The organism is Alphaproteobacteria bacterium (assembly GCA_019635875.1).
In the GTDB taxonomy this organism is placed as follows: Bacteria; Pseudomonadota; Alphaproteobacteria; order Reyranellales; family Reyranellaceae; genus JAFAZJ01.
Map to the genome: position 1 here is coordinate 14,064 of JAHBYP010000006.1, position 14,193 is coordinate 28,256.

General features: G+C 69.4%; 16 protein-coding genes. 6 read left to right on the forward strand and 10 right to left on the reverse strand.

The features are described from left to right. Nucleotides 1-5 precede the first annotated feature (5 nt). Both KF889_20950 and KF889_20955 read right to left on the reverse strand, forming a co-directional pair. On the reverse strand, nt 6-641 hold the full coding sequence (locus KF889_20950) for a PQQ-binding-like beta-propeller repeat protein (GenBank protein MBX3501919.1): 636 nt from the start codon (nt 639-641) through the stop codon (nt 6-8). A 99-nt stretch (nt 642-740) separates the two neighbouring features. Beyond that, nucleotides 741-1,961 carry a helix-turn-helix domain-containing protein gene (locus tag KF889_20955; protein ID MBX3501920.1) on the reverse strand — a complete coding sequence of 407 codons (1,221 nt, stop codon included), beginning with the start codon at nt 1,959-1,961 and terminating at the stop codon, nt 741-743. A gap of 77 nt (nt 1,962-2,038) precedes the next feature. On the opposite strand from KF889_20955, the gene KF889_20960 reads away from it, so the two are divergent. Both KF889_20960 and KF889_20965 read left to right on the forward strand, forming a co-directional pair. Then, nucleotides 2,039-2,281: a hypothetical protein gene (locus KF889_20960; protein MBX3501921.1), complete on the forward strand. Its 243-nt coding sequence runs from the start codon at nt 2,039-2,041 to the stop codon at nt 2,279-2,281. Next, the gene (locus KF889_20965; GenBank protein MBX3501922.1) at nt 2,278-2,988 is read left to right on the forward strand and encodes a DUF899 domain-containing protein; all 711 of its coding nucleotides are present in this window, start codon (nt 2,278-2,280) and stop codon (nt 2,986-2,988) included. The genes KF889_20960 and KF889_20965 overlap by 4 nt, the downstream gene beginning before the upstream one ends. Before the next feature lie 68 nt (nt 2,989-3,056). On the opposite strand, the gene KF889_20970 is transcribed toward KF889_20965, so the two are convergent. From KF889_20970 to KF889_20990, 5 genes are all read right to left on the reverse strand, one after another. Continuing rightward, nucleotides 3,057-4,028, reverse strand: coding sequence for a tripartite tricarboxylate transporter substrate binding protein (locus KF889_20970; GenBank protein MBX3501923.1), 972 nt, complete (start codon nt 4,026-4,028; stop codon nt 3,057-3,059). A gap of 221 nt (nt 4,029-4,249) precedes the next feature. Then, nucleotides 4,250-5,185 carry a protein-methionine-sulfoxide reductase catalytic subunit MsrP gene (msrP, locus tag KF889_20975; GenBank protein ID MBX3501924.1) on the reverse strand — a complete coding sequence of 312 codons (936 nt, stop codon included), beginning with the start codon at nt 5,183-5,185 and terminating at the stop codon, nt 4,250-4,252. A gap of 78 nt (nt 5,186-5,263) precedes the next feature. Further along, the gene (locus tag KF889_20980) at nt 5,264-5,791 is read right to left on the reverse strand and encodes a DUF962 domain-containing protein (protein MBX3501925.1); all 528 of its coding nucleotides are present in this window, start codon (nt 5,789-5,791) and stop codon (nt 5,264-5,266) included. Nucleotides 5,792-5,882: 91 nt separating this feature from the next. Next, nucleotides 5,883-6,032, reverse strand: coding sequence for a hypothetical protein (locus tag KF889_20985; protein ID MBX3501926.1), 150 nt, complete (start codon nt 6,030-6,032; stop codon nt 5,883-5,885). Nucleotides 6,033-6,419: 387 nt separating this feature from the next. Continuing rightward, complete coding sequence (locus KF889_20990; GenBank protein MBX3501927.1) at nt 6,420-8,501, reverse strand: elongation factor G; 2,082 nt, start codon at nt 8,499-8,501, stop codon at nt 6,420-6,422. 380 nt (nt 8,502-8,881) lie between these two features. On the opposite strand from KF889_20990, the gene KF889_20995 reads away from it, so the two are divergent. Then, nucleotides 8,882-9,124 (forward strand): hypothetical protein, encoded by a 243-nt coding sequence (locus KF889_20995; GenBank protein ID MBX3501928.1) that lies wholly within the window; start codon nt 8,882-8,884, stop codon nt 9,122-9,124. 82 nt (nt 9,125-9,206) lie between these two features. Here KF889_20995 and KF889_21000 read toward each other — a convergent pair whose 3' ends face one another. Together KF889_21000 and KF889_21005 are read right to left on the reverse strand one after the other, a co-directional pair. Further along, nucleotides 9,207-9,971 (reverse strand): DUF1013 domain-containing protein, encoded by a 765-nt coding sequence (locus KF889_21000; GenBank protein MBX3501929.1) that lies wholly within the window; start codon nt 9,969-9,971, stop codon nt 9,207-9,209. Nucleotides 9,972-10,307: 336 nt separating this feature from the next. Next, nucleotides 10,308-11,192 (reverse strand): LysR family transcriptional regulator, encoded by an 885-nt coding sequence (locus tag KF889_21005; protein ID MBX3501930.1) that lies wholly within the window; start codon nt 11,190-11,192, stop codon nt 10,308-10,310. 74 nt (nt 11,193-11,266) lie between these two features. Here KF889_21005 and KF889_21010 point away from each other — a divergent pair, with 74 nt between their 5' ends. Beyond that, entirely contained in the window at nt 11,267-12,007 is a 741-nt protein-coding gene (locus tag KF889_21010) for a sulfite exporter TauE/SafE family protein (protein ID MBX3501931.1), read from the forward strand. Between the two features lie 75 nt (nt 12,008-12,082). On the opposite strand, the gene KF889_21015 is transcribed toward KF889_21010, so the two are convergent. Further along, the gene (locus KF889_21015) at nt 12,083-13,054 is read right to left on the reverse strand and encodes an NAD(P)H-quinone oxidoreductase (protein ID MBX3501932.1); all 972 of its coding nucleotides are present in this window, start codon (nt 13,052-13,054) and stop codon (nt 12,083-12,085) included. 106 nt (nt 13,055-13,160) lie between these two features. Between KF889_21015 and KF889_21020 the strand changes: the two genes are divergently transcribed. Beyond that, on the forward strand, nt 13,161-13,349 hold the full coding sequence (locus tag KF889_21020) for a DUF1192 domain-containing protein (protein MBX3501933.1): 189 nt from the start codon (nt 13,161-13,163) through the stop codon (nt 13,347-13,349). Between the two features lie 50 nt (nt 13,350-13,399). Continuing rightward, nucleotides 13,400-14,185, forward strand: coding sequence for a 3-hydroxybutyrate dehydrogenase (locus KF889_21025; protein ID MBX3501934.1), 786 nt, complete (start codon nt 13,400-13,402; stop codon nt 14,183-14,185). Nucleotides 14,186-14,193 lie beyond the last annotated feature (8 nt).

Here is a 14,193-nt window from a genome sequence, read left to right on the forward strand (position 1 = left end):
AGAGCTCAACCGCGCCGCGGCCGGCGCACGGCCCGCACCGTGCCAGTGGTACCGCCGCCGCAATAGAACCATTCGAGGCCATCCGACTCGAGCCCCGAGATGTTGGCGCCCTTGGGCATGTCGAGCTGCTCCAGCACCTCGCCGCTCGCGGGATCGATGCGGCGCAGCTCACTCTCGTCGTTCTCCCAGGTGGCGTGCCAGAGCTCGCCGTCGGTCCAGGTTACACCGGTGACGAAGCGGTTGGACTCGATGGTGCGCAGGATCGCGCCGGTCTCGGGATCGATCTGGTGGATCTTGCGGCCGCGATGCTGGCCGACCCACAGCGTGCCCTCGGCCCAGGCCATGCCCGAGTCGCCGCCGGCGCCCGGCGACGGGATGGTGTGCACGATCTTGCCGGTCGCGGGATCGATCTTGTAGATGCGATCCTCGGCGATCTGGAACAGGTGCTTGCCGTCGAACGCCGTGCCGGCGTGCGCCGCGACGTCGATCGTGCGCTCGATCTTGCCGCTCGCGGGATCGAAGGCCTTCAGCCCGTTGCCGGCGGCGAACCAGACGCGCTGACCATCGAAGGTGACGCCGCCGATATTCTCGACATCGGCAAAGGCGTACTCGCGGACGACTTCAGCGGCTGAGCGTTTCATGTGGACCTCCTGGCGCATCTTCACCTGTCATCCCGAGCGCAGCGAGGGAACTCGTTGCCAGCCTGGATCCCTCGCGTCGCTCGGGATGACGATCGTCATCTAGCCGCCCGGGAGCGGACCGGGGAGTAACAAGACGGTCGGGAATCCGAGCACCGGCGGGCACATCCAGCGGCGTGCGCGGCCGCGGCCGAAGGATTGCGCCTTGCCCGACGCCGCCAATTCCTCGAGCGCACGCTGCACGGTGCGCGGGCTGGCATCGAGCGCGATCGCCAGCGCCGAGCTCGACCACGACTCGCCATCGGCGAGGAAGGCCAGTACCGCCGCGTGCTTCTCGTCCACGAGCGGCGCCAGCACGACGATCTCGCGGGCGCGCAGCGACGCCAGCGCGAATCCCCCGGGCGTCGCGCTGATCCCGGCCATCGGCTTCAGTGCCTTGCGCAGGCGGCCGATCTCGACCCGCAGGCGCGCGCGATGCGATTCGTCGGCGTGCCTTGCCCGGAACGCCCGCAGCAGCAGCTGGGCGCGCGACGCGTCGCCGGGCCAGGCCTCGGCCAGCGCGCGGACGAGCGCGAACAGCACCGGGCGGCTCGCCAGCGAGACCACCGTGCCTGATACGCGCACGACGTTGCGGCAGGCGTCGACCACGAGGTTGCCCGACGCCAGCAGCGCCTCGACCTCGTGCAGCATCAGCGGCCGCTCCTCGCTGCGCGTGATCAGGCGCGCCGCCGGCAGGTCGAGCGTGCGCGCGGCGTTCTCGACCTCCGCCGCCAGCGCCGGCACGCCGGCCGCGCGCGCCGCCTCGCGCGCGCGCTCGAGCGCGCTGCGCGCCGCCCCGGTGCGCAGGTGGCGGATGGCGATGCCGGCGACCGCCAGCTCGTGGGCGGCCCGCAGGGCCGGCGGCAGGCTCGTGGAATCGAATCCGTCGAGGGCCCGCTCGGCTTCCTCGAGTCGGCCGATCAGCAGCAGGCGACGGATCTGCAGCGTGCTGGCGTGCGCGGCGTTGACGCGGTCGCCCTGGGCCTCGAGCGTCGTGCGTGCCGCCGCGAGCGTCCTGGTCGGCCAGCTCAGCTCGCGCGAAGCCAGCGCGATCTCGGCCTCGGCGACGATGCAGCGCGCGCGGGCCACGGACTCCCTCGTCCCGAAGGCACGCGCCGCGCGCTTCAGCAGGGCCTTGGCGCGGGCGAGATCGCCGAGCTGCGCCATGGCGATGCCGCGCAGCGCCAGGGCCGGCGCATCGTCGCGCAGCGCGACCCGCTTGAGCGCGCCCAGCGCGTCGCCCATGGCAAGCGCCCGCGCCGCAGCAGTGATCAGCGAGTCCATCGGAATCCCGTCACTGATGTAACTCCCACCCGATCGCCGTCAGGACCTAGATCTGTCGCACCCGACAGGAGGCCATCATGGGCAATCAGGTTCAGGAAGTCGCTGTCCGTAGCGCCGCCGATTGGCTGTCGCTCGCGGCCGCGCCGACCTTCGCCGGCATGGCGCTGCTCACGGCGGTGTCCGGCGCGCCGGACATGCTCTGTGGCTCCGCATCGTCGCTGACCGGCATGGCCGCGATGTACGGGCTGATGGGCGCCTTCCACCTGGCGCCCTGGCTGAAGCTGATCTCGAACCACCGCCGAGAGGAGACACGACCATGACCACGCATACCATCGCCACCCGTGACGAATGGCTCGAGGCGCGCAAGGCGCTGCTGGCGCGCGAGCGTGCCATGACGCACGAGCTCGACGCGCTACGCGCCCAGCGCCGCGCGCTGCCCTGGGTGAAGATCGACAAGCCCTATGTATTCGACGGGCCCGAAGGCAAGCGTGCGCTGGCCGACCTGTTCCGCGACCGCAGCCAGCTCGCGGTCTACCACTTCATGCTGACGCCCGGCTCCGACCACCAGTGCAAGGGCTGCAGCTTCATCGCCGATCACATCGACGCCGCCCGGCAGCATTTCGAGCACGCCGATCTCGCCTTCGCCGCGATCTCGCGCGCGCCGCTTGCGCGCATCGAGGAGGTCAGGCGGCGCATGGGCTGGACGTTCCCGTGGGTCAGCTCATTCGGCGGCGATTTCAACTTCGACTTCGGCGTCTCGTTCAGGCGCGAGGACATCGAGGCCGGCCGCGCGCAGTACAACTACGGCGTGACGACGATCAAGGGCAGCGAGGATATGCACGGCACCAGTATCTTCGCGAAGAACGAGCGAGGCGAGGTGTTCCACACCTACTCGACCTACCATCGCGGCGACGAAGTGCTGATGGGCGCCTTCGCGTGGCTCGACCTGACGCCCAAGGGCCGCAACGAGAACGGCACCATGAGCTGGCTGAGGCTGCACGACGAGTACGAACGCGGCGAGCGCTGAGACGGCAGCGCTCGCGTCCCGCCGGCCCCAGGAGATGAGCCGGCGGGACGCGAGCGCTCCCAAGGACATCACTCCGGCTGGATGCCGGCGTCCTTGATCATCTTCGCCCACTTGGCGGTCTCGGCCTTCACGAAGGCGTCGAACTGCTGCAGGCCCAGCACCGAGACTTCCATGCGGCCCTGGGTCATGGTCTGGCCGGTCTTCTCGTCCTTCATCGCTTCGACGACGAGATCGTGCAGCGCCTTCTGGATCGGCGCCGGCGTCGCGGCGGGCGCGAAGACGGCCAGCCAGTAGGTCAGCTCGTAGCCCGGCACGGTCTCGGCGATCGCCGGCAGGTCGGGCGCGATCTTGGTGCGCTTGGCGCCGGTGACGCCCAGGCCGCGCAGCTTGTCGGCGCGGATCTGGGTCAGTCCCTGCGGCAGGTCGGGGAACATCACCTGCACCTGGCCGGCGATCACGTCGCGCACCGCCTCGGGGCTCGACTTGTAGGGCACGCGCTCGATCTTCACCCCGGCGAGCTGGTTGAACTGCTCGGCCGAGAGCCGCTGCGAGGAGCTGGCCTCGGCGTAGTTCAGCTTGCCCGGATTGGCCTTGGCGTAGGCTATCAGTTCGGCGGTGGTCTTCGCCGGCACGTCGGGGTTCACCACCAGCACGTTGACGCCCATCACCACGCGGGCGATCGGCGCGAAATCCTTGGCGGGGTCGTAGATCAGCTTCTTGTACAGCGAGACGTTGGCGGCGTTGGTCGAGTTGGTGCCCATCAGCAGCGTGTAGCCATCGGCCGGCGCGGCCGCCACCGTCTGCGCGCCGAGCTGGCCGCCGGCGCCCGGCTTGTTCTCGATGATCACCGACTGGCTCGTGAGCTCCTGCAGCTTGGCGCCCAGGCCGCGCGCCGTCAGGTCGGTGGCGCTGCCGGCGGCGAAGGGCACGACGATGCGGATGGTCTTGGCGGGATAGGTGCCCTGCGAGCGCACGACCGATGGGGCCGCCAGCGCGGCGGTGCCAAGCGCCAGCGCGTGGCGACGGGAAAGACGGCTCATGACTACTCCTGCTGTTCTGCCGGGCCGGATACATACCGGACCGGCGGAACGAAACAAGATACGGGTCTTGTCGTGCAGGCATGGCTGTTTCCTTCCCCCGGAGGGGGAAGGTGCCCGAAGGGCGGAAGGGGGATGCCGAAGACGGACTCCTATGTTCGTCTTCGACATCCCCCTTCCGTCGCGCTGCGCGCGCCACCTTCCCCCTCCAGGGGAAGGGAAGACTACTTGTAGAGATTCTCGTTCTTCATGTCGGTATAGAGCGCCGTCACGAACTCGGCGTAGCCGTTGTACATCAGGGTCGGGATGCGCTCCTCGCTGCCCAGCGGCTTCTCGGTCGCCTGGCTCCAGCGCGGATGCGCCACGTTGGGATTGACGTTGGCCCAGAAGCCGTATTCGTCCGGCCCCAGCTTTTCCCAGAACGACACCGGCCGCTTGTCGCTGAGCTCGAAGCGGTTGATCGACTTGACGTGCTTGAAGCCGTACTTCCACGGCGTCGCCAGGCGCAAGGGCGCGCCGTTCTGCGCCGGCAGCGGCTTGCCGTAAAGGCCGGTGGCGATGAACGACAGCTCGTGGCGCGCCTCGGCCATGCTCAGCCCCTCGGTGTAGGGCCAGGGGTAGTAGAACTCGCGCTGTCCCGGGAACATGCGCGGATCGGCCAGCGTCTGCATCACCAGGTACTTCGCGCCTGACAGTGGCTTGGCGAGGTCGATGAGCGCCGAGAGCGCGAAGCCGGTATAGGGCACGTTCATCGACCAGGTCTCGACGCAGCGATGGCGATAGAGCCGTTCCTCGATCGGCATCCTGGCGATCAGATCGTCGATGCCGATCTCGATCGGCTTCTCGACCATACCCTCGATCTTCACCGTCCACGGCCGCGCCTTCAGCCGGCTCTGCGCAGTCTGCCAGATGTTCTTGCTGTCGCCGAACTCGTAGAAATTGTTGTAGGTCGTCGCCAGCTTCTCCGGGGTGATCGGCCGGTCGAGCGTGTAGCGCGCGTTGCGCGGGGCGCCCTGCTGGGCGTGGACGGCCGACGGCAGGGCCAGCCCAATGCCGGCCATGCCCATGCCGGCAAGCAGCGCGCGGCGGTTGAGATAGACCGATTCCGGCGTGGTGGCGCTCTCCGGCAGCTCCCATCCGCGTCTGCGCTTGATCAGCATGAAACGGCTCCGTCCTGGCCCTCGGTTCGCTACACGTACTCTACCGGCCGGCGGGCGGCGGCCTCCAGCCACGACGGCTCATTTCGGCGTGACCGCGGCCCGCTCGGCGACGTGCGGACCCTCCACGGCGCGGCGCAGGTCGGTGCGCAGGCCCAGCGCGATGAAGGTCTCGGCGACCAGGAACATCGGCCCGATGAAGGCCTGGAAGAGATTGTCCACCAGCGCCGGGCGGCGGCCCTCATAGGCGTGACCGACGAACTGGAAGACCCAGCCGCCGACGAACAAGACGGCGAACACGATCCAGACGACGCTGGCGCCGGTGGCACGCGCCAGCCATTCGGCGAGCAGCCACATCGGCACGACGATCAGCACCATCGCCAGCCCGACGCCGACATCCAGCGCGATCCATCCCAGCAGCGCGGCCGCGCCCACGAGCAGGGCGCCCGACACCGCGACGCCGCCGATGCGCAGCCGCCACAGCGCCAGCGCGATCAGCAGCGAGAACACGATCGCGGGGATGCCGATGAAGTGCGTCGCCCGGTTGCGCGAGTCGCGATGGTAGGCGGCGTAGATCGCGAGCTGGCGATGGAAGAAGCGGGCGGCCATGGGGGTATCTTAACTCTTGGGGCCGCGCCGCTCCAGCGGCACTCTTCCACGATGAGCGCCGCTGGAGCGGCGCGGCCCCAAGACGTCAGACTCACGCCGCCGTGCCAGTGATCTCGAGGATCTTCGGCCACATCTTGTCCCGCCAGCCGGCATTGCCGGTGGCGGTGAAGACGATCTTCTGGTCCTGAGCGAGAATGAAGCGCGGCGTGACATTGCCGCGCTGGGCGCCTTCGTCGCTCATCAGGAACTCGGTGAGCAGCCAGCGCGCCTCGGCCGGCCAGCTCTCCTCCTTGAGGAGCAGCGAGCCGTTGGCAGGATGGACGACGTGATAGGTGAGCTTCTTGAACGCCGCCGATTGCTTGAAGCCGGGTTCAGACTGGGCACGCCAGATCTTGCAGCCGCCTCAAAGCTCGTGGCCGACGAAGGCGAATTCCAGCTTCGACGCCTGGGCGCCGGTTGTCCTTGCGAGCGCCGGCAAGGTGGCCAACACAAGACCGCCCTTCACGAGCAGTCGACGAGTGAACATGCGCGAACTCCTTCAGCCGGGGATGAAGCGGCGCGATACTCCCCGACAAGGCGAAGGCGCGCCAGCCCGGGCGGGCGCGCCTCGCGAGGTCGTGAGCCGATGTCAACCGCGCGCGCCGGCGCGCGCCTTGGCCTGCTCGATCGCCTTGTCGGCCGAGCGGCCGCTGACTTCCTGCAGATGGTCGAACTCGGCCCTGTACGTGCCGACGCCCTGGGTCTGCGAGCGGATGTCGATGATCAGCCCGTCCATCTCGGCCTCGGGCACCAGGGCGGTGACCTCGTCCCAGCCGGTCCAGCCGTCGCGCGCGTCGAAGCCCAGGATCTGCCCGCGCCTTCCCGAGAGGATGCGCTGCATGCGCGCGGTGGCTTCGTTGGGCGCGGCGATGGTGACCTTGAGGATCGGCTCGAGCAGCACCGGGTCGCATTTCGGCAGGCCTTCCTGCATCGCCATGCGCGCCGCGGTCTTGAACGACATTTCCGAGCTGTCGACGGCGTGGAAGCCGCCGTCGTAGAGCGTCACCGACATGTCGACGACCTGATGACCCATCGGTCCGTGCTTGATCGCGTCGATGACGCCTTCCTCGACCGCGGGGATGAAGTTGCGCGGCACCGCGCCGCCCACCACCTTGTCGATGAACTGGAAGCCCGAGCCGCGCGGCAAGGCGTGGATCTCGACCTTGATGTCGGCGAACTGGCCGTGGCCGCCGGTCTGGCGCTTGTAGCGCGCGTGCTGCTGCGTGCCCTTGCGGATGGTCTCCTTGTAGGCGACCGCGGGCGGCGCGGTGTCGAGCGGCAGGTTGTAGCGCCCCGCGAGCTTGTCGAGCGCCACCTTCAGGTGCATCTCGCCCTGGCCCAGCAGCACGTACTCCGCCGTCGCGGCGCGATGCTCGATCGACAGCGAGGGGTCCTCGTCGGTGAGCTTGTGCAGTGCCGCCGAGAGCTTGACCTCGTCGTTGCGGTTCTTGGCCTTGACCGCGAAGGCGTAGACCGCCGGCTCCGGCACCGGGCGGTCGGCCGACTCGGCGATGCCGGCATTGGACAGCACCTGGCCAGCCGACAGCGCGTCGATTTTGGCGATGGCGACGACGTCGCCGACCTGGGCCTGGGCGATCTTCTCGTATTTCTGCCCGGCCGGCCTGAACAGGCCGCCGACGCGGTGACCGCCGATCGTCTGGCCGTCGGAGAGCGTGCCCGACCAGACGCGGCAGAGCGAGAGCTTGCCGGCATGGCCCTGGTGCAGCGCCTTGAAGCACTCCGCCACCGTGCCGCCGTTGAGCTCCATGCCGCGGCGCTTGGCGGTGGCGGGCGCGAAGGGCGTGTCGTGGCGCAACGCCTTCAGCAGGCGGCGCACACCGTGCTCGCGCTCGCCGGCACCCAGCAGCACCGGTGCGATCAGGGCTGCGCCAAACTCGTCGTGCAGGTCGCGATAGACCAGCGACTTCTCCGGCGCCACGTCCTCGATCAGCTGCTCGAGCAGCGTGTCGTCGTACTCGGCCAGCGCTTCGAGCATCTCGCGCCGCGCCTCGGCCTCGCGCGGCAGCACCTCGGCCGGCATCTCGATCAGGTCCGACGCGGCGCTCGACTTGTAGCGATAAGCGCGCTCGCTTACGAGATCGACGTAACCCACCGTCTCCTCGCCACCGCCGGGAATGGCCCGGCGGATCGGCACCTGGCGCAGCACCAGCTTGCGTGGCGAGACGCTCTGCAGCGCGGCGAGCAGGTCGCGCACGCGGATCTGCGCGGCGTCCATCTTGTTGACGAACAGGATGTGCGGGATCTGCCGGTCCTCGAGCGCCTTGAAGATCGGCGCCAGCGCGACGGCGCGCTCGGGCTGCGGCTCGCACACCACGACGGCGGCGTCGCACACGGAAAGCGCGGCCAGTGCGTCCTGGCGGAACTCGATCGAGCCGGGACAGTCGAGGACGGTCCAGGTGTCGCCGGCGTACTCGAAGGTGACGCTGTTGATCTCGGTGCCCATGCTGCGCTTGCGCGCCTCCGGGCTGCTGTCGCCGATCGACGTGCCGTCGCGCGTCGAGCCCTTGCGCGCGATGGCGCCGGTGGCGAAGAGCAGGTTCTCCAGCAGGGTCGTCTTGCCGGAGAGATAGGGACCCACCAGGGCGACGACGCGCTGCGCGCCGCCGCCCGCGCGTTCTCTGCCGGTGTCTGATGTCGTGGTTGCCGCCATGTTAAAGCCCTCCCAGCGCGAGGTGAGCGGGATGCTCACCCGTGTCTTCCCGGTCGGAACCGGGCGGGAGGGCCCTGCACAAGGCCCGCTATCAGCCCCGCGTCCGTGCGCGTCGATGACGCCACGCTACGTCGTGGTGGAAACCGGCGCGTCGCGAACGCGGAAGAGACCCGCTGCGCCGACGTCGGGGCGACCTGACCCGGGAATGCTGCGCTTGGTTTCGGTTCCGTGTCAACGCGGCGGCCGGTGGATCACATTTCCGCGAAGCGGACCGGCCTCTGCCATGAGTAGGGCATTTCCGAGATTACCCGTCGGGCGCCGCATCCCCGGCCGGCCTGCAGCGTTTGGCTCACACGAGATTCCGAGGCCAGGAGGGTTCCATGCGTAAGCTCATTCTTGCAGCCGGTCTGACCATGTCCGTCCTGGCGCTGGGCGCCTGCGGCAACACCCCCGGCGATCGCGCGCTGAGCGGTGGCGCCATCGGCGCCGGCACCGGCCTGGTCGGTGGCGCGCTGCTGGGCGCGCCGGTGGCGGGCATGGCGATCGGCGCCGTGGGCGGCGCCGCGGTCGGCGCGCTGACCACGCCGGATCAGGTCAACATGGGTCGGCCGGCCTGGCGCTAGCCGACCGGCGCAAAAGCCAAGGGCCTCGCGACGCGCGCCGCGAGGCCCTTTGTGCGTGTCCTTCCACCCCCTGAAGCGGGGCTCAGCGCGGCTGCTCGTCGGTATCTGGCTGATCGTCGTTCGCGACGTCGGGCGTCGCGTCGATGTCAGGCTGCTCGGCGTCGGCGAGGTCGGGCTGATCGGCCTGCGCCGGATCGACCTCGTCGGCTTCGTCAAGCGGATCCTGCGGCGCGGATTCGAGCGGCTCCAACTCGGCGGTCGGCACGGTGGAGCTGTCCTGGCCGGCCAGCGCCTGGGCGCGCTTCTTTGCCGATGCTTCGCGCGCCGCCTTCTGGCGCGCCTTCTCGACCGCCGCGTTCAGGTCGCGCAGGCTGCACAGACCGAGCGTGATCGGATCGCGCTGCTTGATGTTGGCGCTGTTCCAGTGCGTGCGGTCGCGGATCGCCTGGATGGTGCTCTTGGTCGAGCCGATCAGCTTGGCGATCTGCGAATCCTGCAGCTCGGGATGGTTCTTCAGCAGCCAGGCAATGGCGTCGGGCCGGTCCTGGCGCTTGGCCACGGGCGTGTAGCGCGGGCCGCCGGCGCGGGTCACCGGCTGCGGCCTGTTATGCACCTGCAGGCGAAGATGGGCGGCGGGGTCGGCCTCGCAGCGCGCGATCTCCTCCTTGGTCAGCTCGCCGTTGGCGATCGGGTCGCGACCGACCATGCCGATCGCCACCTCGCCGTCGGCAATCGCCTGGACTTCGAGGTCGTGCAGGCCGCAGAACTCCGAGATCTGGGTGAACGAAAGTGTCGTGTTGTCGACCAGCCAGACGGCGGTGGCCTTGGGCATCAGGGGCGTAGCCATGACGGATCCTCTGCGGTTCCGGTCCCGGACGGCGCCCGCGTCCGCACGGCACCACCCACCAGAAATGTAAGAAATTCCACCGGTTATATAGGGATAGGGCGGGCGCGGGTAAAGCCGGATCGCGGCCGGTCGGGCCGTGAATCGCGGGTTATCCGACAAATTATTTGCGGTGCGCGACGGTCACATGGCGGTATGCATCCCCGACATTTGCAGGGGATGGGATGGCCAAGCCGGAACCACTGGGCAAACCAGGTCTTCTGACATTGCTGCCGGTGTATGGCACCTTTCCAGAATTCGACGATCCCGTGTCGCCACCGGAGCCGCTGCCGCCGCTCCCTAGAAAGGCCTCAGGTGCTCGAGCAGCCGGCGGGCGTGAACCGGCAGGGCGGCGGGGCGGCGCACGCAGATCCTGAGCTGGCGCACCGCCCATTCGTCGCGCAGCCGGACCGTCTTGATAGCCATCGAGCGCCGGCAGCGCGCGGCGGCGGTTTCCGGCACGATCGCCAGCCCGGCGCCGTGCTCGACGAGGCGGCATTGGGCGTCGAAGCCGGTCAGGCGCACCCTGAGCCGCATGCGCTTGCCCAGACGGGCGGCGTGGCGGGCGAGGTGGGCCTGCAGCGCGCTGCCGTGGCTCAGGCCGACGAGGTCGTGCTCGAGCGCGTCGGCGAACCAGACCTGCCGCCGGCCGGCGAGGGGATGCCGGGCGGGCACCACCAGCACCAGCCGGTCCTCGCGGAAGGGGTGGATCTCCAGGCCTGGCGCCTCGGGCGGATCGGCGACGATGCCGATATCGGCCAGGCCGCCGGCGATGGCCTCGACGATGTCCGGGCTTTCGCGCTCCTCCAGCTCGATGTCGAGCGCGGGATGGGCGGCGAGGAAGGCGGCCAGGCTCCGCGGCAGGTGCTCAGAGATCGCCGCGGTGTTCGACAGCACGCGGATGCGGCCCTTCAGCCCGCGCGCATGGGCGCCGAGATCGCCCTTCATGCGCTCGAACTGCGCCAGCATCAGCCGCGCGTGGTCGAGCAGCGCCAGCCCCGCCGCCGTGGGCAGCGCGCCGCGCCGCTCGCGCCGCAGCAACGGCACGCCCAGGGACTCCTCCATCGCCTTCAGGCGTTCGCTGGCCGAGGCCAGCGCCAGGCCGGCGCGCTGGGCGCCGTGCGTCAGGCTGCCGGCATCGGCGACGTGCAGGAACAGGCGCAGATCGGCGAGGTCGAAGCGCATTCGGCATCTCCGAAGGCAAAATCCGTAGCTTCCAGATTGTCGGCGACCGGCGGCCGGATCAAGGTCCGGCGGCGATGGACTTCACGCTGATCTGGATCGCCGCGATCTTCCTGCCCGCCGGAATGGTGAAGGGCGTGATCGGCCTGGGCCTGCCGACCATCGGCATGGGCCTGCTGGCGCTGCTGATGAGCCCGGCCGAAGCGGCTGCCGTGCTGGCGCTCCCGTCGCTGGTCACCAATGTCTGCCAGATGCTGGCCGGCGCGCGGCTGGCTGCGATCACGCGCCGCCTGTGGCCGATGATGCTGGGCGTCTGCCTCGGCACCTGGGCCGGCGCCGGCCTGATGACGGGGCTGTCGGCGCGCTACGCCACGATCGGGCTGGGCGCGGCGCTGATGCTCTACGCCATCGCCGGTCTCACCGCGTTGCGCTTCAGCGTGCGCGCGGCGCTCGAGCCGGCCCTCGCGCCGATCATCGGCGCCATCACCGGCGCGATCACCGCCGCGACGGGCGTCTTCGTCATTCCCGCCGTGCCCTACCTGCAGGGCATCGGCCTGGAAAGGGACGAGCTGGTGCAGGCGCTCGGCCTGTCGTTCACCGTCTCGACCCTTGCGCTCGCGGCCTCACTCGCCGCCGCCGGCGTGTTCGTGCCGGGCATGGCCGTGCCGACGCTGCTGGCGCTCGGCGTCGCGCTGCTCGGCATGTGGCTCGGCCAGGTCGTGCGCGACCGCCTCAGCCCGACGACCTTCCGCCGCTGCTTCTTCGCCGGCCTGCTGCTGCTCGGCGCATGGCTGATCATCCGTTCCTTGTCATCCTGAACGACGCGAAGGATCCAGCGTTGGTGCAAGTCGCACCGCAGGGTCCTTCGCTTCGCCCAGGACGACAATCGACTTTCACACCGTAAGCATCACCTTGCCGACGTGATCGGCGCGCTCGAGCTCGGCGTGCGCTTGGGCGGCCTGGGCGAGCGGGAAGGTCTTGTGGATCACCGGCTTGATGCTGCCCGAAGCGAGCAGCGGCCAGGCCTTGTCGAGCAGGCCGGCGGCCATGCGGCCCTTGGCTTCGACGCTTTGCGGCCTGAGCGTCGATCCGGTGACCGTCAGCCGCTTCATCATCAAGAGCGCGCCATTGATCGTCGACATGGCGCCGATCTGGGTGGCGATGATCACCAGGCGGCCGTCGGGCTTGAGCAGCTCGATGTCCTTGCCGATGTAGTCGCCGCCGACCATGTCGAGCACGACGTCGACGCCCTTCACCTTGGCTTTCGCCTCGGCCGCCCAGTCATTGTCCCTGTAGAGGATGGCGTGGTCGGCGCCGAGCGCCTTCACAGCCGCGGCCTTCTCGGCGTTGCGCACAGTGGTCACGACGGTGCAGCCCAGCGCCTTGGCGAGCTGGATCGCCGTGGTGCCGATGCCGCTGGCGCCGCCATGCACCAATAGCGTCTCGCCGGCCTTGAGCTGCCCGCGCTCGAAGACGTTGTGCCAGACCGTGAAGTAGGTCTCCGGCAGTGCGCCGGCGTGCAGCAGGTCGAAGCCCTTGGGCGGCGGCAGGCATTGCGGCGCCGGCACGGCCACGTACTCGGCATAGCCGCCCCCCGGCGTGAGCGCGCAGACCGGATCGCCGACGCTCCAGCCGCTGACGCCCTTGCCGAGCGCGGCGATGGTGCCCGCACACTCCAGGCCCGGCAGGTCCGAGGCGCCCGGCGGCGGCGGATAGAGCCCGGCGCGCTGGGCGATATCGGGGCGGTTGACGCCGGCGGCCGCGATCTTGATCAGCACCTCGCCGTCGGCCGGCACAGGCACCGGCCGCGTCGTGGGCTTCAGCACCTCCGGGCCCCCGGGTGTGCTGATCTCGACGCAATTCATGGTCTGGGGCAGGGGGTTCATCTGCGGCGCTCCGCGCGGGTTCCAGTCAGAGGGGACGCCTGCTATAGCGGGGCCGGAAGCGGCGGACAATCGGCCGGAGGTCGTCATGGCGCGCGAGGACGAGGATCTCGAACCACGCAATCGCAAGCCCAAGCCGAAGGACCTTTCCGGCTGGTCGGTCGAGGAGCTGCGCGGCTACATCGCCGAGATGAAGGCGGAGATCGTGCGCGCCGAGGAGACCATCAAGGCCAAGCAGAGCCACGCCTCGGCGGCGGCGCTGTTCTTCAAGAAATAGGCCGCCTGCATCAGGGGAAACGTCCGGACCGTTCGTCTGGAGATTGGAACATGTCGCTTTCCGGCAAGACCGCCATCGTCACCGGCTCGACCAGCGGAATCGGGCTCGCCATCGCCCGTGCGCTCGGCAACGAGGGCGCCAACGTCATGCTCAATGGCTTCGGCGATCCCGCCGCGATCGCCAACGTCAAGGCCGAGATCGGCGTCGCCAATGCCGGTCGCGTCGACTACCACGGCGCCGACATGAGCAAGCCGGACGAGATCGCCGACCTCGTCGCCAGGGCCAATGCGACCTTCGGCTCGGTCGACATCGTGGTCAACAACGCCGGCATCCAGTTCGTGGCGCCGGTCGAGAAGTTCCCGACCGAGAAATGGGACGCGATCATCGCCATCAACCTGTCGAGCGCCTTCCACACCATCCATCACGCGCTGCCGCTGATGAAGGCGCGCAAATGGGGCCGCATCGTCAACGTCTCCAGCGCCCACGGCCTGGTCGCCTCGGCCGAGAAGACGGCCTATGTCGCGGCCAAGCACGGCATCCTCGGCCTGACCAAGTCGGTGGCCCTGGAGGCGGCGAACACCGGCGTGACCTGCAACGCGATCTGCCCGGGCTGGGTGCTCACGCCTTTGGTGCAGCAGCAGATCGACGCGCGCGCCAAGGCGCAGGGCAAGACGGTGCAGCAGGCCAACGACGAGCTGCTCGGCGAGAAGCAGCCGCAGCTGCAATTCACCACCCCTGAGCAGATCGCCGCGCTGGCGGTGTTCCTGTGCTCCGACGCCGCGTCCAACATGCAGGGCACGCAGTTGGTGAGCGACGGCGGCTGGACGGCGCAGTAGCTGGGAGC